1 protein-coding gene is annotated in these 21,696 nt (G+C 62.3%); it reads left to right on the top strand.

The features are described 5' to 3' along the window. Nucleotides 1-81 precede the first annotated feature (81 nt). On the top strand, nt 82-21,678 hold the full coding sequence (locus QQF33_RS20160) for an Ig-like domain-containing protein (protein WP_285158476.1): 21,597 nt from the start codon (nt 82-84) through the stop codon (nt 21,676-21,678). Nucleotides 21,679-21,696: the final 18 nt, after the last annotated feature.

Here is a 21,696-nt window from a genome sequence, read left to right as displayed (position 1 = left end):
ATGGGGCTAATTCCCAGGGTTTTGTACATCCCTGCATCAGGATTACCCACAGCATTAAGTACGCCTGCAATGGAGAATAATATGAATAAAACTAAAGTTGTTGATGTCATCGTTCGCAAGACGTCAGAGAAAACGGTATTGATGGGTGAAGGTAACCTGTCCGTATCGGTCTCTGCGCCGAGCGTGATTGAAATCCACGGTTCTGCCCAGGATGTGGCGCGTTATATTCGCCAGGGGAAAGATCTGCTGATTTATATGAAAGATGGCAGTGTGATTCGATGCAATAACTATTTCGTCGAAGATCCTGACACGCAAAAGCAGTCTGAACTGGTGTTTAACGATCAGCAGGAGCTGACGCATATCGCCTTTGCCGATACGGCAGAGGGGGCGGGTCTGGCGGCCACGGAGCTGACCGCTCAGGCCACGCCGATTTCCAGCATCGAACCCTTCATGGCGCAGGACAACATTTTAAGCGATGCCCCGTGGGGCTGGATCGCGGGTGCGGCGCTGGGCGGCGGCGCCATCGGCGCGCTGCTGGCGCACGGGGATGACGGCGGAACCCGAACAAAAGTTATCGACAATACCAAAGAGGTCGAGAGCGCGACGCCGACCTTTATGGTCACGGACAAAGCGGGTGACAAGCAGGGTCTGCTGAGTGCAAAAGAGATCACGGATGACAACACCCCAACCTTTACCGGCTCCGGGCAGCCGGGCGCGACCATTCAGGTCAAGGACAGCAGCGGCAGCACCATCGCCAGCACCATGGTCGGCGCGAATGGCAACTGGACCGTACAGCTGCCAACCCAGGCTGACGGCGAACACACCTGGTCGGTCGTGCAAATCGACGGTAGCAAAACCACCCCGGCGGGCAGCATCACGCTGAACGTCGCCACGGCGGAAACCAGCGTGACGCTGGCGACGACGGCGGGTGATAACGTCATTAATGCCAGCGAACAGTCGGCAGGATTTACTCTCTCCGGCACCAGCAAAAACCTGGCTGAGGACACCGCGCTGACCGTCACGCTGAACGGGAAAACCTACACCACCAGCGTGAAGGCAAACGGCACCTGGAGCCTTGAGGTTCCGGCCACCGACGCCCAGGCGCTGGGGGAGGGGAACTGGACCGTCGCCGTGAGCGGCAAAGATGCGGCAGGTAACACCGTGACCGGCAGCCAGTCGCTGATTGTCGACACCCAGGCACCGGCCCTCACCGTGAACACGCTGACGCAGGACAATATTATTAACGCCGCCGAACACGGCCAGGCGTTGATCCTGAGCGGCACCACCACCGCAGAGGCCGGGCAGATCGTCACGGTCACGCTCAATGATAAAAATTACACCGCGACCGTTGGCAGCGATGGCACATGGTCTCTGACCCTGGAAGCCAGCGACGTCCAGGCGCTGGTCGACGGCGATCACACCCTGACGGCGAACGTCAGCGATAAAGCCGGTAACCCAACGTCAACCACGGCCAATTTCGGCGTGGATACGGCAGCCCCGGTTGTCACCATCGATATCGTCTCGGGCGATGACGTGCTCAACACCACCGAGCAAGGCCAGGCGCAGATGATCTCCGGTCAGGCGAGCGGCGCGGCAGCGGGCGATGTGGTGAAACTCACCCTGGGCGATCTGACCTTTGTTGGCGTGGTGCTGGCGGACGGCAGCTGGCACATCGGTGTTCCGGCATCCGTGATTGGCGCGCTGGGCGAAGGCAGCCATGAGATTTCAGTCTCTGTCACCGACGCGGCAGGCAATACCGGCAGCGCAACCCGTGACATTTCCCTCAACGGCGCCCCGCCAGATTTTACGCTGGATACCCTGAGCCAGGATAACGTGCTGAACGCGCTGGAAGCCGTGCAGCCTCTCACCTTAAGCGGGACCAGCACGCTGCCGGACGGCAGTGCGGTGAGCGTCGCGCTCAATGGCGTCAACTACCAGACCACCGTCGAGAGCGGTGTCTGGTCCGTTGTGGTGCCGGTCTCTGACGTCCTGAACCTGGCGAACACCCTCTATACCGTCACCGTGAGCGGCACCGACAGCGTGGGCAATACCGGCTCCGCCACCGCGAACCTGCTGGTGGACACCGTTCTGCCACAGGTCATTATCAATACCTTCGCGGGTGACAACCTGGTGAACAACGCCGAAGCGGCGCAGGATCAAACCCTCAGCGGACGCGTCACCGGCGCGGCGGCGGGCGACACGGTCTCCATTACCGTCGGCGGTCAAAGCTACACGGCGACAGTCGACGCCGATCTGAACTGGAGCGTGACCATCCCGGCTGCGGATCTCACCGCCTTTGGCGATGGCGACCTGACCTTTAGCGCCTCGGTCACTAACGCCCACGGCAACACCGGCACCGGCGAGCGCGATATCAACATCAACGCCGAGCTGCCAGGCCTGCGCATCAACACCATTTCGGGTGATGATGTCATCAACGCCATCGAGCAGCAGCAGGATCTGACCGTCACCGGCTCCAGTACTCATCTGGCAGAAGGCACCCAGGTTATCGTGACCCTGAACGGCGTCGACTACCCGGCAGTGATTGCCCAGAACGGCAGCTGGCAGATCGGCGTCTCGGCGGCAGACCTGCAAAACTGGAGCGCAGGCGACGTGCTGGTCACGGCCCACGCGGTGGATGCGTGGGGCAACACCGTTACCGTCAATCACCCGATTGAACTCGACCTGAACGCCGTGGCGATCACTGTCGATACCATCAGCAGCGATGACATGCTCAACGCGGCAGAAAAAGCCGCCGATCTCACCCTCTCAGGCCAGACCCAGGGCGTGGAGCCGGGGCAGAGTGTGGTGGTGAAATTTACCGATCAGACCTTCACCGCCCAGGTGCAGGAAGATGGCTCATGGAGCCTGACGGTGCCCGCCAGTGCGATGGACGGCTTAACCGACGGACGGGCACAGATCAGCGTGAGCGTGACCAACGTTCACGGCAACAGCGCCGACGCCGCGCGCGTGGTGGTGGTTGACACCCTGGCACCGACCGTGGCTATCGACAGCCTGACTGACGATAACATCATCAACGCGTCGGAAGCCGGGCAGGATCTGCTGCTCTCCGGCACCAGCAACGCCGAAGCGGGCCAGACGGTCACCGTGACCCTGAACGGTCAACAGTACCAGACGACGGTGCAAAACAACGGCACCTGGCAGCTGAGCGTTCCGGCAGCCGACATGAGCGCGCTGGCGGATGGCAGCCTCACCGTCACGGCAAGCGTCAGCGACGTAGCGGGGAACAGCAGCAGCGTCGATCGCGTCAGCCTGGTGGATGCCACGGTTCCGCAGGTCACCATCAATCACTTCGTGACTGACACCAATACCGTCAACCAGGCGGCTCACTCTCAGGCGCAGATCCTGAGTGGCTCGGTCACGGGTGCCGCGGCCGGGGATGCGGTCAAGATCACCATCAATAGCATTGAGTACAAAACCGTCGTGGATGCCGAGGGCAACTGGAGCCTCGGCCTTCCTGCGTCCGTCGTCCAGGGTCTGGCAGACGGCACCTGGACGATTGATGTCTCTGTCACTGACGCTGCTGGCAACACCGGCAGCAGCTCGCTGGACGTGGTGGTCAACACCGTCACACCTGTGATCGCTATCGACACCCTGGCGGTAGACGATGTGATCAACGCGACCGAGAAGGGCGAAGATCTGCTCCTCTCCGGGACCAGCAATCAGCCGGAAGGCACCACCGTGACGGTGAGCCTGAACGGCATCAACTACATCGCGACCACGGCGGCGGACGGCAACTGGAGCGTCACCGTTCCGGCTTCCGCAGTGAGCGCGCTCGGCGAGGCTAACTACAGCGTGGCGGCCAGTGTCACCGACAGCGTCGGCAACAGCGCGTCTGCCTCTCACGACGTGCTGGTCGACAGCTCCCTGCCGGTGGTTTCCATCAACACTCTGGCCGGTGATAACGTGGTGAATGCCGCGGAAGTGGCGGCGGGTCAGACCCTGACCGGCAGCGTGACCAACGCGGCGGCGGGCGACACCGTCACTATCACTCTGGGCGGTCAGACCTACACCGCGACCGTGCAGGACGATCTGACCTGGAGCCTGCCGCTCGACAGCAACCTGCTGACCGCGCTCGGCGACGGCGAACTGACGGCGACTGTCAGCGTGACCAACGGCCACGGCAACACCAGCGCGTCATCTCTGGACTTCGCCATCGACGCCAACCTGCCGGGTCTGCGTATCGATACCGTGGCGGGTGACGATGTTGTCAACATCATCGAGCACGGCCAGAACCTGGTGATTTCCGGCTCCAGCACCGATCTGGTGGCGGGCAGCACGGTCACCCTGACCATCAACGGCCACGACTATGCGGCTACCGTTCTGGCAGACGGCACCTGGCTGGCAGCGATCCCGGCGGCAGATGTCGCGCAGTGGGCGGATGGCGAACTCGCTATCAGCGCCAGCGCGCAGGACAGCTCCGGTAACCCGGTCACTATCGGCACCCTGGTTGACGTTGACCTCGCTCCGGTTGCCATCAGCATCAACAGCGTCACCGACGACAACGTGCTGAACGCAGCTGAAAAAGGGCAGGTTCTGATTCTGTCCGGTTCCACGTCCGGCGTGGAAGCAGGCCAGACGGTCAGCGTTCTCTTCGGCGGCAAGGTTTACACCGCCACCGTGGATGCCGACGGCAACTGGACCACCACCGTTCCTGCCGCAGACCTCGCGGGTCAGAAAGACGGCGACGCAACCGTGCAGGCCAGCGTCACCAACGTGAACGGCAACAGCGTCAGTGCGGCGCTGGACTACAGCGTGGACATCACCGCACCGACCGTCACCATCAACACCATCAGCACTGACAACATGCTGAACGCCGCCGAAGCGGCGGCGGACCTGACCCTGAGCGGCACGTCGAGTGCGGAAGCGGGCCAGACTGTCACCGTGACCTTCAACGGCAACGAGTACCAGGCGACTGTGCAGGCCGACGGCAGCTGGACGCTCGACGTTCCGGCGGCAGACATGGCGGGGATCGCAGACGGCAACGCCGCGATCACCGCATCCGTGTCCGATAAAGCGGGTAACCCGGCGAGCACCGGCGCGTCCGTGCTGGTCGATGTCACCGTTCCGCAGATCACCTTCAACACTGTCTCCGGCGATGACGTGATCAACAGCACCGAGCACGGTCAGGCCCTGATGGTCTCCGGCTCCGTGACCGGCGCCCAGGCGGGTGACGTCGTCACCGTGACCCTGAACGGCACCGAGTACACCGCGATGCTGGATGCGAACGGCAACTGGAGCGTGGGTGTTCCGGCGGGAGACGTGGGTGCGCTGGTCAACGGCGACGTCACGATTTCAGCCACTGCCAGCGATAAAGCAGGCAACAGCACCAGCGCAACGCACGATGTGAGTGTGACTCTGGACGCGCCAGTTATCGCCATCGACACCCTGGCGGTGGACGATGTGATCAACGCGACCGAGAAGGGCGAAGATCTGCTCCTCTCCGGGACCAGCAATCAGCCGGAAGGCACCACCGTGACGGTGAGCCTGAACGGCATCAACTACACCGCGACCACGGCGGCGGACGGTAGCTGGAGCGTCATCGTTCCGGCTTCCGCAGTCAGCGCGCTGGGTGAAGCGAACTACAGCGTGGCGGCGAGCGTCACCGACAGCGTGGGCAACAGCGCGTCTGCCTCTCACGACGTGCTGGTCGACAGCTCCCTGCCGGTGGTTTCCATCAACACCATCGCCGGTGACAACGTGGTGAACGCCGCGGAAGTGGCGGCGGGCCAGACCCTGACCGGCAGCGTGACTAACGCGGCGGCGGGCGACACGGTTACGATCACTCTCGGCGGACAGACTTACACCGCGACCGTGCAGGACGATCTCACCTGGAGCCTGCCGCTCGACAGCACCCTGCTGACGGCGCTCGGCGACGGCGATCTGACGGCGACTGTCAGCGTAACCAACGGCCACGGCAACACCAGCGCGTCATCTCTGGACTTCGCCATCGACGCTAACCTGCCGGGTCTGCGTATCGACACCGTGGCGGGCGACGATGTGATTAACATCATCGAACACGGCCAGAACCTGGTGATCTCCGGCTCCAGTACCGACCTGGTGGCGGGCAGCACGGTCACCCTGACCATCAACGGCAACGACTATGCGGCGACGGTTCTGGCAGACGGGACCTGGCTGGCAGCGGTTCCGGCGGCGGATGTCGCCCAGTGGGCGGACGGTGAACTGTCCATTAGCGCCAGCGCGCAGGACACCTCCGGTAACCCGGTCACCATCGGCACCCTGGTTGACGTCGACCTCGCTCCGGTTGCCATCAGCATCAACAGCGTCACCGACGACAACGTGCTGAACGCGGCTGAAAAAGGGCAGGATCTGGTTCTGTCCGGGTCGACGTCCGGCGTGGAAGCAGGCCAGACGGTATCCGTTATCTTCGGCGGCAAGGTTTACACCGCGACAGTGGATGCAGAGGGCAACTGGACTACCACCGTTCCTTCCGCAGATCTCGCGGGCCAGAAAGACGGCGACGCAACCGTGCAGGCCAGCGTCACCAACGTGAACGGCAACAGCGTCAGCGCGGCGCTGGACTACAGCGTGGACATCACCGCGCCGACCGTCACCATCAACACCGTCAGCAATGACAACATGCTGAACGCAGCCGAAGCGGCGGCAGACCTGACCCTGAGCGGCACCTCGAGCGCGGAAGCAGGCCAGACCGTCACTGTGAGTTTCAACGGCAACGAGTACCAGGCGACTGTGCAGGCCGACGGCAGCTGGACGCTGGACGTTCCGGCGGCAGACATGGCAGGGATCGCTGACGGCAATGCGGCGATCACGGCGTCCGTGTCCGATAAAGCGGGCAACCTGGCGAGCACCGGCGCGTCCGTGCTGGTCGATGTCACCGTCCCGCAGATCACCTTCAACACCGTCTCCGGCGATGATGTGATCAACAGCACCGAACGCGGTGAAGCCCTGATGGTATCCGGCTCTGTGACTGGCGCGCAGGCGGGTGACGTCGTCACCATGACCCTGAACGGCACCGATTACACCGCGATGCTGGATGCGAACGGCAACTGGAGCGTCGGCGTACCGGCAGAGGACGTGTGGGCTCTGGACACCGGCAACTCCACGATTTCGGCGACGGTCACCGATAAAGCGGGTAACAGCACCAGTGCGACGCACGATGTGGCGGTGATCGTGGATGTCCCACAGATCGCCTTCAATTCCATCGCGATGGATAACGTGATCAATGCCACCGAGAAAGGCGAAGATCTACTGCTGACGGGGTATAGCAACCAGCCGGAAGGCACCACCGTCACGGTGAGACTGAACGATGGTTACTTCTATGCCACCACGGCGGCGGACGGCAGCTGGAGCGTAACGGTTCCTGCCAATCAGGTTGGCTGGCTGGGCGAGGCGAACTACCGCCTGACGGCCAGCGTCACCGACAGCGTGGGTAACACCGGATCGGCTGTCAGCGACGTGCTGGTCAATACGGTGCTGCCGCTCGTCACCCTCAACACCATCGCTGGTGACGACGTGGTGAACTCCGCAGAAGTCGCGGCGGGCCAGACCATCAGCGGTAAAGTGTCGAACGCGGAAGCGGGCAACACCGTCACCCTGACCATTGGCGGCAACACTTACACCGCAACGGTTCAGGACGATCTGACCTGGTCGGTGAACGTTCCGGCTGATGTATTAACGGCTATCGGCAATGGCGATCTGACCGTAACCGCCTCCGTGACCAACAACGTCGGCAACACCGGTTCCGTCGAGCGCGATATCACCATCGACGCCAACCTGCCGGGCCTGCGTGTGGATACCGTGGCGGGCGACGATGTGATCAACAGCATCGAGCATGCTCAGAACCTGATCATCACTGGGGCAAGCGATGGCCTGACCGCAGGCACTCTGCTGACCGTCACCCTCAACGGCAAAACCTACCCGGCCACCGTGCTGGCAGACGGCACCTGGTCCGCCGCAGTTCCGGCGACAGACGTCAGCGCACTGGCAGCAGGCAGCGTAACAGTCACTGTTGAAGGGCAGAGCAGCGCGGGTAACCCGGTTGCGATCAGCCACGACGTCACTGTCGATCTGGCAGAGGTCGCGATCAGCATCGACGTGGTCTCTACCGACGACGTGATCAACGCGGCTGAGAAGGGCGTCGATCTGGTCCTGTCCGGCTCCACGTCCAACGTGGAAGCAGGCCAGACTGTGTCAGTTACCTTCGGCGGCAAGTCCTACACCGCAAGCGTGGACGCCGAGGGCAACTGGACCACCACCGTTCCGGCGGCGGATCTGACCAGCCTGAAAGACGGTGATGCCAGCGTGCAGGCCAATGTCACCAACGTGAACGGCAACAGCGCGTCGGCGGGCCGCGAGTACAGCGTTGATGCCACGGCACCAGGCGTGACCATCAGCACCATTGCGGCTGACGACATGCTGAACGCGACCGAAGCGCAGACCGATCTGACCCTCACCGGCACCAGCACCGCAGAAGCGGGGCAGACGGTGACCCTGACTCTGAACGGCGTCGAGTACACCACCACCGTGGGCGCAGACGGCAACTGGAGCGTCACGGTTCCGGCGGCCGATCTGGCAGCCCTGAATGACGGTGTCCTGACTGTGACGGCAGCCGTCAGCGACAAAGCGGGTAACCCGGCGTCGGTGGATCACACCCTGACCGTCGATCTGACCGCTCCGGTCGTAACCATCAACACCGTCGCAGGTGATGACGTGATCAACCTGGCGGAACACGCTCAGGCACAGATCATCAGCGGCTCCGCCACCGGCGCGGCCGCGGGCGATAAGGTCACTGTCACTGTTGGCGGCCAGACCTACACCACCGTGCTGGACGCGGCGGGCAACTGGAGCGTCGGCGTACCGGCGAGCGTGATTTCCGCGCTGCAGGACGGTTCCGTGACCATCAGCGCCAGCGTCACTGACGTGGCAGGCAACACCGGCACCGGCACGCACGACGTGACGGTCGACACCGGTCTGCCATCCGTGGGCTTCGACGCCATTTCATCTGACAACGTGTTGAACGCGGTCGAGAAAGGCCAGGACCTGAGCGTGAGCGGCACCAGCGCGAACCTGTCCGAAGGCACCCTGGTGACCGTTTCCCTGAACGGCAAGAACTACACCGCGACCACGGCAGCCGACGGCAGCTGGAGCCTGACGGTTCCGGCAGCGGATCTGGCAGCCCTGGGCGAAGCGAACTATACCCTGAGCGCAGCCGCGACCAGCGATGTGGGCAACAGCATCAGCAACACCGCGAACCTGCGGGTGGATACGGCGCTGCCTGGCGTGACTATCAACACCATCGCCGGTGACGACGTGATCAACGCCGCGGAAGTGGCGGCAGGCCAGACCCTCAGCGGTAAAGTGGTGAACGCGGAAGCGGGCAACACGGTCACTTTGACCATTGGCGGCAACACCTACACAGCAACGGTTCAGGACGATCTGACCTGGTCGGTGAACGTTCCTGCGGACGTGCTGACGGCGCTGGGTAACGGCGACCTGACAGTCACGGCTTCCGTGACCAACGGCGTAGGCAACACCGGTTCCGGCGAGCGCGATATGACTATCGACGCGAACCTGCCAGGTCTGCGCGTGGATACCGTGGCGGGCGACGATGTGATTAACAGTATCGAGCATGCTCAGAACCTGATCATCACTGGGGCAAGCGATGGCCTGATCGCAGGCACTCTGCTGACCGTCACCGTGAACGGCAAAACCTATCCGGCAACGGTACTGGCAGACGGCACCTGGTCCGCCGCGATTCCGGCGACAGACGTCAGCGCACTGGCAGCAGGCACGGTAACCGTGAGTGTTGAAGGGCAGAGCACAGCGGGTAATCCTGTTGCTATTAGCCACGACGTCACCGTCGATCTGGCCGAAGTTGCGATCAGCATCGACGTGGTCTCTACCGACGACGTGATCAACGCGGCTGAGAAGGGCGCAGATCTGGTTCTCTCCGGTTCTACTTCCAACGTGGAGGAAGGCCAGACTGTGTCAGTTACCTTCGGCGGTAAATCCTACACTGCAAGCGTGGACGCAGACGGCAACTGGACCACCACCGTTCCGGCAGCGGATCTGACCAACCTCAAAGACGGCGACGCCAGCGTGCAGGCCAGCGTCACTAACGTAAACGGCAACAGCGCGTCGGCTGGCCGCGAGTACAGCGTCGATGCGACCGCGCCGACGGTGACCATCGACATTATCAGCGATGACAACATCCTCAACGCGACCGAAGCGCAGGCCGATCTGACCCTCAGCGGGACCAGTAATGCCGAAGCCGGTCAGACCGTCACCGTCAACCTGAACGGCGTGGATTACACCACCGCCGTAGAAGACAACGGGACATGGAGTCTGACCGTTCCAGCCGCTGACCTTGGTACCCTCGGCGATGGTACTTATACCGTCAACGCCTCCGTCTCTGACAAAGCAGGTAACCCTGCATCGGCGGCGCGCGACGTGCTGGTCGACATCACGGTTCCACAGCTGACCATCAACACCGTCTCCGGCGATGATGTGATCAATACCACTGAGCACGGCCAGGCGCTGATCGTCAGCGGCTCTGCGACCGGCGCGGCGGCAGGTGATCTGGTGACCGTCACGGTGAACGACAAATCCTACACTGCGGTTCTGGATGGCTCTGGCAACTGGAGCATTGGCATTCCGGCTGCGGACGTGGGCGCACTGACTGCCGGGGATTACACCGTTACTGCGGCGTTAACCGATAAAGCGGGCAACAGCAACAGCACCACGCACGATGTGGCAGTCAACCTGACGGCCCCTGTTCTGACCATCGGCACGGTTTCCGGCGACGATGTGATCAACAGCAGCGAAAAAACGCAGGATCTGACCATCAGCGGTACTGCGACGGGGCTGGCGGCGGGGGCGATTGTCACCGTGATGCTCAACGGCAAAGCCTACAGCGCAACGGTGGACGATAACGGCCTGTGGACGACGACGGTTCCTGCCGATCAGGTGGGTGCCCTGGGTGAAGCGCTCTACGATATCACCGCTTCGGCGACGGATAGCGTGGGCAACAGCTCCAGCACAACTCACACCGTGAATGTCGGATCGGCACTGCCTGGCGTGACAATTAACACTATCGCCGGTGACGACGTGGTCAATGCCGCGGAAGTGGCGGCTGGCCAGACTATCAGCGGCAAAGTGGTGAACGCGGAAGCGGGCAACACCGTGACGCTGACCATCGGCGGCAACACTTACACCGCAACGGTGCAGAGCGATCTGACCTGGTCGGTGAACGTTCCTGCGGACGTGCTGACGGCGCTCGGCAACGGCGATCTCACCGTTGTAGCTTCCGTGACCAACGGCGTAGGCAACACCGGTTCCGGCGAGCGCGATATCACTATCGACGCCAACCTGCCAGGCCTGCGAGTGGATACCGTGGCGGGCGACGATGTCATTAACAGCATCGAGCACGGGCAGAACCTGATTATCACTGGCTCCAGCGATGGTCTGGCACAAGGCACTCTGCTGACTGTCACCGTTAACGGCAAAACCTACCCGGCCACCGTGCTGGCAGACGGCACCTGGTCCGCCGCTGTTCCGGCGACAGATGTCAGCGCACTGGCAGCAGGCAGCGTAACAGTAACCGTTGAAGGGCAGAGCACCGCGGGTAACCCGGTCGCTATCAGCCACGACGTGATCGTCGATCTGGCAGAAGTCGCGATCAGCATCGACGTGGTCTCTACCGACGACGTGATCAACGCGGCTGAGAAGGGCGCTGATCTGGTCCTGTCCGGCTCCACGTCCAACGTAGAAGCAGACCAGACTGTGTCAGTTACCTTCGGCGGCAAGTCCTACACCGCAAGCGTGGACGCAGACGGCAACTGGACCACCACCGTTCCGGCGGCGGATCTGGCCAGCCTCAAAGACGGCGATGCCAGCGTGCAGGTAAGCGTCACCAACGTTAACGGCAACAGCGCCTCAGCAGGCCGCGAGTACAGCGTCGATGCCACGGCTCCAACCGTGACCATCAGCACCATTGCGGCTGACGACATGCTTAACGCCACCGAAGCGCAGGCGGATCTGACTCCCAACGGCACCAGCACCGCGGAAGCGGGGCAGACGGTGACCCTGAGCCTGAACGGCGTGGATTACACCACCACCGTGGGCGCAGATGGCAACTGGAGCGTCACGGTTCCGGCGGCCGATCTGGCAGCACTGAGTGACGGCACCCTGACCGTAACGGCAGTCGTCAGCGACAAAGCGGGCAACCCGGCGTCGGTGGATCACACCCTGACGGTCGATCTGACAGCACCGGTGGTCACCATCAACACCGTCGCAGGCGATGACGTGATCAACCTGGCGGAACATGCTCAGGCGCAGATCATCAGCGGCTCCGCCACCGGCGCGGCAGCGGGCGATAAGGTCACTGTCACTGTTGGCGGCCAGACCTACACCACCGTGCTCGACGCGGCGGGCAACTGGAGCGTGGGTGTTCCGGCGAGCGTCATCTCTGCATTGCAGGACGGTTCTGTGACCATCAGCGCCAGCGTCACCGATGTGGCGGGCAACACCGGCACCGGCACACACGACGTGACGGTCGACACCGGTCTGCCATCCGTGGGCTTCGACGCCATTTCAGCCGATAACGTGCTGAACGCGGTCGAGAAAGGCCAGGATCTGAACGTCAGCGGTACCAGCGCGAACCTGTCCGAAGGCACCCTGGTGACGGTTTCCCTGAACGGCAAGAACTACACCGCGACCACGGCAGCGGACGGCAGCTGGAGCCTGACGGTTCCGGCAGCGGATCTCGCAGCCCTGGGTGAAGCGAACTACACCCTGAGCGCAGCCGCGACCAGCGATGTGGGCAACAGCATCAGCAACACCGCGAACCTGCGGGTGGATACGGCGCTGCCTGGTGTGACCCTCAACACCATCGCCGGTGACGACGTGATCAACGCGGCGGAAGTCGCGGCGGGCCAGAACATCAGCGGTAAAGTGGTGAACGCAGAGGCGGGCAACACCGTGACGCTGACCATCGGTGGCAACACTTACACTGCAACGGTTCAGAGCGATTTGACCTGGTCGGTGAACGTTCCTGCGGACGTGCTGACGGCGCTCGGCAACGGCGATCTCACCGTTGTAGCTTCCGTGACTAACGGCGTGGGCAACACCGGTTCCGGCGAGCGTGATATGACTATCAATGCGAACATTCCGGGCCTGCGTGTCGACACCGTGGCGGGCGACGATGTGATCAACAGCATCGAGCACGGGCAGAACCTGATTATCACTGGCTCCAGCGATGGTCTGGCACAAGGCACTCTGCTGACCGTCACCGTGAACGGCAAAACCTACCCGGCCACCGTGCTGGCAGACGGCACCTGGTCCGCCGCCGTTCCGGCGACAGACGTCAGCGCACTGGCAGCAGGCAGCGTGACAGTCACTGTTGAAGGGCAGAGCGGCGCGGGTAACCCTGTTGCGATCAGCCACGACGTCACCGTCGATCTGGCAGAGGTGGCGATCAGCATTGACGTGATCTCCACCGACGACGTGATCAACGCGGCAGAGAAGGGCGTCGATCTGGTCCTGTCTGGCTCCACGTCCAACGTGGAAGCAGGCCAGACGGTGTCAGTCACCTTCGGCGGCAAGTCCTACACCGCAAGCGTGGACGCGGAAGGCAACTGGACCACCACCGTTCCTTCTGCCGATCTGACCAACCTGAAAGACGGCGATGCCAGCGTGCAGGCAAGCGTCACCAACGTGAACGGCAACAGCGCGTCGGCAGGCCGCGAGTACAGCGTCGATGCCACGGCACCAACCGTGACCATCAGCACCATTGCGGCTGACGACATGCTGAACGCGACCGAAGCACAGGCGGATCTGACTCTCACCGGCACCAGCACCGCAGAAGCGGGGCAGACGGTGACCCTGAGCCTGAACGGTGTGGATTACACCACCACCGTGGGCGCAGACGGCAACTGGAGCGTCACGGTTCCGGCAGCAGATCTGGCCGCCCTGAATGACGGTGTCCTGACTGTGACCGCTTCCGTCAGCGACAAAGCGGGCAACCCGGCATCGGTGGATCACACCCTGACGGTCGATCTGACCGCACCGGTGGTCACCATCAACACCGTGGCAGGTGATGACGTGATCAACCTGGCGGAACACGCTCAGGCACAGATCATCAGCGGCTCCGCCACCGGCGCGGCCGCGGGCGATAAGGTCACTGTCACTGTTGGCGGCCAGACCTACACCACCGTGCTGGATGCGGCGGGCAACTGGAGCGTCGGCGTACCGGCGAGCGTGATTTCCGCGCTGCAGGACGGTTCTGTGACCATCAGCGCCAGCGTCACCGACGTGGCGGGCAACACCGGCACCGGCACGCACGACGTGACGGTCGACACCGGTCTGCCATCCGTGGGCTTCGACGCCATTTCAGCCGACAACGTGTTGAACGCGGTCGAGAAAGGCCAGGATCTTAACGTCAGCGGCACCAGCGCGAACCTGTCCGAAGGCACCCAGGTGACGGTTTCCCTGAACGGCAAGAACTACACCGCGACCACGGCAGCCGACGGCAGCTGGAGCCTGACGGTTCCGGCAGCGGATCTGGCAGCCCTGGGCGAAGCGAACTATACCCTGAGCGCAGCCGCGACCAGCGATGTGGGCAACAGCATCAGCAACACCGCGAACCTGCGGGTGGATACGGCGCTGCCTGGTGTGACCATCAACACTATCGCCGGTGATGACGTGGTGAACGCCGCAGAAGTCGCGGCAGGCCAGACCATCAGCGGTAAAGTGTCGAACGCGGAAGCTGGCAACACGGTCACCCTGACCATTGGCGGCAACACCTACACCGCAACGGTTCAGGACGATCTGACCTGGTCGGTGAACGTCCCGGCTGATGTATTAACGGCTATCGGCAATGGCGATCTGACCGTAACCGCCTCCGTGACCAATGGCGTGGGCAACACCGGTTCCGTCGAGCGCGATATCACTATCGACGCCAACCTGCCGGGTCTGCGTGTCGACACTGTCGCGGGTGACGATGTGATCAACAGCATCGAGCACGGCCAGAACCTGATTATCACCGGTTCCAGCGACGGCCTGACGGCAGGCACTCTGCTGACCGTCACCGTTAACGGCAAAACCTATCCGGCAACGGTGCTGGCAGACGGCACCTGGTCCGCCGCCGTTCCAGCGGCAGACGTTAACGCGTTTGCGGCAGGCAGCGTAACCGTGAGCGTTGAAGGGCAGAGCACCGCGGGTAACCCGGTCGCCATCAGCCACGACGTGACCGTCGATCTGGCAGAAGTTGCGATCAGCATCGACGTGGTCTCTACAGACGACGTGATCAACGCGGCTGAGAAGGGCGCAGATCTGGTTCTTTCCGGCTCCACGTCCAACGTGGAAGAAGGCCAGACTGTGTCAGTTACCTTCGGCGGTAAATCCTACACCGCAAGCGTGGACGCAGACGGCAACTGGACTACCACCGTTCCGGCGGCGGACCTGACCAGCCTGAAAGACGGCGACGCCAGCGTGCAGGCCAGCGTCACCAACGTGAACGGCAACAGCGCGTCGGCGGGCCGCGAGTACAGCGTCGATGCCACGGCGCCAACCGTGATCATCGATACGGTGGCAAGCGACAATGTGATCAACGGCAGCGAAGCGGCGGCGGGTGTAGCCATTACCGGCTCCACGACGGCGGAAGTCGGTCAGACGGTCACCGTGACTCTGGGCGGCAACAGTTACACCGCGCAGGTTCAGCAGGGCGGCATCTGGAGCGTAACGGTTCCGACGGCAGACCTGACGGCGATGGCCGACAGCGGCTACACCGTCCAGGCGAGCGTTAACGATGCAGCAGGTAACCCAGGAAGCGCCGATAAGGTCATTACCCTGGATACCACGCCGCCGGTCATTAGCTTCAACACCGTTGCAGGCGATGACGTGATCAACCGCGAGGAGCACGCGCAGGCGCAGATCGTCAGCGGCACCACCACCGGCGCGAGCGTCGGCGATAAGCTGGTGATCACTATCGGGGCGAATCAGTACACCACCACCGTCGATGCCAGCGGAAACTGGAGCGTGGGCGTACCGGCAAGCGTGATCTCGGCGCTGCAGGACGGGACCACCACCATCAGCGCGACCATCACTGACGGCGCGGGCAACAGCAGCACCCAGACCCACGACGTGGCGATCAACACCGCATCGGTGATGTTGACCGTTAACACCATTAGCGATGATGACGTGATCAACGCGGCGGAAGCGGGCAATGCGCTGACGATCGGTGGGTCAAGCGCGCAGTTCGCCAGCGGGACGCAGGTGACGGTCACCCTGAACGGCAAGAACTATGTGGCGACCATTCAGGACGATGGCTCCTGGACGACGACCGTACCGGCAACGGACGTCGCGGCGCTGGCCGATGGCGGAAACTATGGCGTGTTCGTCTCTGCCGAGGACAGCGTAGGCAACAGCGCAACGGCATCGCACGCTATCAGTGTCGATCTCACCGCGCCGGTGGTCAGCATCGCGACCCTCTCCGGGGATGACGTGCTGAACGCAGCCGAAGCGCAGCAGCCGCTGACGGTCAATGGCTCCTCCAGTGCTGAAGCGGGTCAAACCGTGACGGTCACGCTGGGTGGGAAAACCTATACCGCGACGGTCGCCAGTGACGGCACCTGGACGCTGGATGTTCCGGCAACGGACCTGTCCACCCTGAGCCAGGGGGCCCTGACGGTCACCGCATCGGTGAACGATAAGGCGGGCAATAACGGTCAGACCACGCATACCCTGACGGTCGATACCCTTGCACCAACGGTCACGATTGCAGCGGTGGCGGGCGACGATATTGTCAACAATACCGAGCAGCTGGCGGGCCAGACGATCAGCGGGACCACCACGGCGGAGCAGGGCCAGATTGTGACGGTCTCCTTCAACGGTCACAGCTATCAGGCGACTGCGGCGGCGGATGGCACATGGTCGGTGTTCGTTCCAGGGCGTGATTTCCTCGGCCTGAGCGACGGAAGCTACACCATTACGGCGTCCGTGAGTGATAAAGCGGGCAACCCGGGCAGCGGCACGCACGATGTGACCCTCAGCGGGGATGTTCCGACCATCACCATCAACACCTTTGCCGAGGATGACATCGTCAGCGCCGCCGAGCACGGCACGCCGCTTATGATCAATGGCACCACCGACGCGCCTGCGGGCCAGACGGTGACCATTACGCTGAACGGCAAAACCTACACCACTACGGTGCAGAACGACGGGACCTGGAGCACGACGCTGGGCAGCGCAGATGTCACGGCCCTGGCCGATGGCGGCGCTTATGTCATCAATGCGCAGGTGAGCAACGCTATCGGCAACAGCGTCAGCGCAGACCACACCATCAACGTGGATCTGACCGCGCCGTCGATGGGCATCAGCATTGATTCGCTGCAAAACGATACCGGCCTGAGCGGGAGTGATTTCATCACCAGCGACAGCTCGGTGGTCGTCAACGGCTCCCTGACGGCGCAGCTCGGTAACAACGAGAAAGCGCAGATCAGCCTCGACGGCGGCACCACCTGGACTGACCTGACGGTGACCGGCACGACATGGCGCTACAGCGACAGCCGCACCCTGACCGACGGGACTTACCAGTATCAGGTTCGTGTGATCGATAACGCAGGCAACGTCGGCGCAACCGACAGCCAGGATGTGGTGATCGACCTGACGGCTCCGGCGGCCACCATCATTACCGTGGATGCGGTGACTCAGGATACGGGTCTGTCGGCGAGTGATTTCATCACCAGCGACAACCAGATCAGCCTGAAAGGAACCCTGGGTGCGACGCTCGCCAGCGGTGAGCACGCGCAGATCAGTATTGACGGCGGCGTGACCTGGAGCGATGTCAGCGTCAGCGGCACGAGCTGGACTTACGTCGATGGCCGTACGCTGGCCGATGGGGATTACAACTACCAGCTGCGCGTGATTGACGATGCGGGCAACATCAGCGCCAGCGTAAGCCAGGTGGTGACGATTGATACCACCGTGCCGGACGCCAGCAAAGTCATCACCATCGACAGCATCTCGGACGATACGGGCCTGAGCAACAGCGACTTTATCACCAACGATACGTCCCTGACGGTGAACGGAACGCTGGCGGCGACGCTCTCTGAGGGTGAGTACGCGCAGATCAGCATCGACGGCGGCGTGACCTGGCAGAACGTCAACGTGACCGGCAACAGCTGGTTCTACACTGACACGCGTACGCTGGATAACGGCACCTACACCTACTTCGTACGTGTCGTTGATGCGGCGGGCAATATCGGATCTAACGCCCAGCAGCAGGTGACCGTTGACACCGTCGCACCGGACGCGGCGATCACCGTGACCGTGGATAACATTGCCGTGGATACCGGCTTTGATAACAACGACTTCCTGACCAGCTCAACGTCGTACACCCTGAACGGCACGCTGGGCGCAGCGCTCGGCAGCAATGAGTTTGTGCAGGTGAGTATGGACGGCGGCACGACCTGGGTTTACGCCGAAGTCAATGGCACGCAGTGGAGCTACAACGACGCGCGTACTCTGACTGATGGCAGCTATAACTATCAGGTTCGCGTGGTTGACCAGGCGGGTAACGTGGGGGCAACCACCTCGCAGGCGGTCACTGTGGATACGCAGTCGCCACAGTACGGCATCACCATTGACAGCATCAGTGATGATACCGGGCAGTCCACCAGTGATTTCATCACCATGGACACCACGCTGACGGTGAACGGTTCACTGGGCAGCGCGCTGGCCAGCGATGAACGTGTGCAGATCAGCCTGGACGGCGGCAACACCTGGATCGATGCCAGCGTCACCAACCAGCGCTGGAGCTACGTGGACACGCGTGAACTGGCTGACGGGGATTACACCTATCAGGTGCGGATTATCGATCAGGCGGGCAACGTCGGGTCAACCACCTCTCAGGAAGTGACGGTTGATACCACCGTGCCAGCCACGGTGGGGACGGTGGTGAGCTACACCGATTCGGAAGGCGAGCGCCAGGGGACCTTCGGCTCCTCGGTGACCACGGACGATACGTCACCGGTGATTACCGGCACGCTGAACCGTGCGCCGGATGAGGGTGAGATCATGCAGCTGTATCGTGACGGGATCCTGCTGGGTCAGGTCACGATGAACGGCAGCGCCAGCTGGTCCTTCCAGGATAACGGCCTGAGCGACGGGAACCACACCTACGTTCTGCGTATCACGGATCTCGCGGGGAACTACACCGAATCTGCCGGGTTTGTGCTGGGTGTGGATACCAGCGTACCGACTACGGTGGCGACGGTGACCGCTCAGACGACCTCGGATACCACACCGATCGTCGGCGGGAATGTCTCTGCCGATCTGGAGAACGGCGAGTACCTGGAAGTGAAGGTGAACGGTAAAACCTACACCTCCCAGACCGGCGGTGCGGTGGTGGTCGATCCTGACCATAACACCTGGTATCTGCAGATCCCGGACAGCGATACCTTAGCGGTGGCGAGCTATGACGTGACGGCGCAGGTGAAGAGCAGCGCGGGTAACGGGAATAACACCGGCGTGACCACCGGTAGCCTGGTCATTGGTACCACGACGGTGAATACCGACTGGGCAACCACGGCGGGGAATTCGAACAACGAAGCCATGTCGGTGGGGCTGAACAGCAGCGGTCTGTGGACGATTATTGCGAACGGACAGGCTTATTCCAGCAGCGATGCGTCGACCTACGCGGCAAACGCCCTGACCAACACCCGTGGGGGGAACGTCATCAGCTATACCTCTGCGGACTATGACCGTAACGGGACGATGGACGTGTTTGCGACGGAGACCTCGTATACCAACAACACTCAGGTGATGTGGACCTACGACGGGAGCAGCTACACCGGTAGCCAGCAGGCGATGGGCGCGGCGATCTACTACGGCGGTGTGATTGCCTACGACAAGACCGGCGATGGTTATCTGGATATGGCTTACGGAGATGCGGGTATGGACTCCCTGACCTATCTGGTGAACAACAACGGCGTGCTGACGCCGGACGGCACCGGTGGGGAAGGTGGCTTCTATGGTCAGTTCGATTCCGGGCGCGAAATCTCCGGCGTCGACATCAACAACGATGGTGCTGTGGATGTGGTGCAGCACACTAACCGAAGCAGCGCCTATACGCTGACCGTGATTTCCAACAGCGGCACCGGGACTCTGTCCGTGGGCCAGGACATCACCAACGTGTTTGTCGGTAACAGCGCGAATACCACCACGGCGGCGTCAATGACGTGGGCGGACTTCAACGGCGATGGCTACATGGACCTGTATCTGGGGACCACCTACAACAACAACGGCGGGGTGATTTACTACAACGACGGTGCCGGCAAACTCCTGACCACCAAGAGTGCGGTCGAGGCGTCTAACGCCACGGCGGGTTATCTCTCCGTGGCCGTGGACTGGAACGCCGATGGCCAGATGGACATCGTCAAACTCAGCACCTACGGCGGTTCGCAGACGGCAACCCTGTTCACCAACAACGGCTACGGCTCCACCTGGACTTCAAGCCAGCTGGCGTCGGCGCTGGTGAACGTGACGGGTATGGCGGCAGTGGATTACAACTGGGATGGTGCTCAGGATCTGCTGGTGTCTCAGCAGAACGGCAAAGTGGTTCTGCTCCAGAACAGCAAGACCATCACCGACGGTACCGCGATGCACCTGCACATTGTGGATAGCGAAGGCATCAACGCCTACTACGGGAATACGGTCAATCTGTATAACGCAGCAGGTGTCCTGGTGGCATCGCAGATCATCAACGCCCAGTCGGGTGTGGGGTCGAACGACACCACGGCACTGGTGAGTTTCTACGGTCTGGATCCTAGCGAAACCTACTCGGCGCAGATTGTGAAGATCACCAACGGCGTGTCGGATAACGTTACCTGGGACGGTCTGGAAGCGGGCAACGGTAAAGAGGGCTATGTCCTAACCGCCGAAGCGGCAACCGGCGTCCACAGCGGAACGATCACCGGGACCGGGTATAACGACACCTTCGTGGCAGAAGATGGCACCTATACCTATAACGGCTCCGGCGGCTGGAATACCACCTCCGACTATGACACCTGGAGCAATACCGGTGGCATGGACGTGGTGGACTACCGCAATGCGACATCGGCGGTCACCGTTGACCTGCGTCTGTCCACGGCCCAGGACACGGGCTTTGGCACCTCGCGACTGCTGAACATTGAAGGCATTAACGGCTCGGACTACAACGACGTCATCACCGGTAACAGCAGTGATAACCAGTTCGAAGGCCGCGGTGGGAATGACACCTTCAATATCGGCAGCGGGGGTCACGATACGTTGCTCTATAAGCTGATCAACGCCTCGGATGCCACGGGCGGTAACGGCAGTGATGTGGTGAATGGGTTCACCGTCGGCACCTGGGAAGGAACCGCGGATACGGATCGCATCGACCTGCGCGATCTGCTCTCCGGCAGTGGTTACACCGGCACGGGCTCCGCGAGCTACGTGAACGGCGTGGCGGCGCTGGACAGCAGTGCGGGCAACGTTGCCGATTACATCCGTGTGGTGCAAAACGGCAGCAATACCGAGATCCAGGTTGACCTGGACGGGTCGAGCGGCCAGTTCACCCCGACGACCCTTGTGACGCTGAACGGCGTGCAAACGGACCTGGCCACACTGCTGGCTAACCATCAACTGTTGATTGCGTAAAACAACGCCGCGGGGAGC

It is taken from the genome of Lelliottia wanjuensis, from assembly GCF_030238365.1.
In the GTDB taxonomy this organism is placed as follows: domain Bacteria; phylum Pseudomonadota; class Gammaproteobacteria; order Enterobacterales; family Enterobacteriaceae; genus Enterobacter; species Enterobacter wanjuensis.
This window is presented reverse-complemented; position numbering and strand designations above follow the sequence as displayed.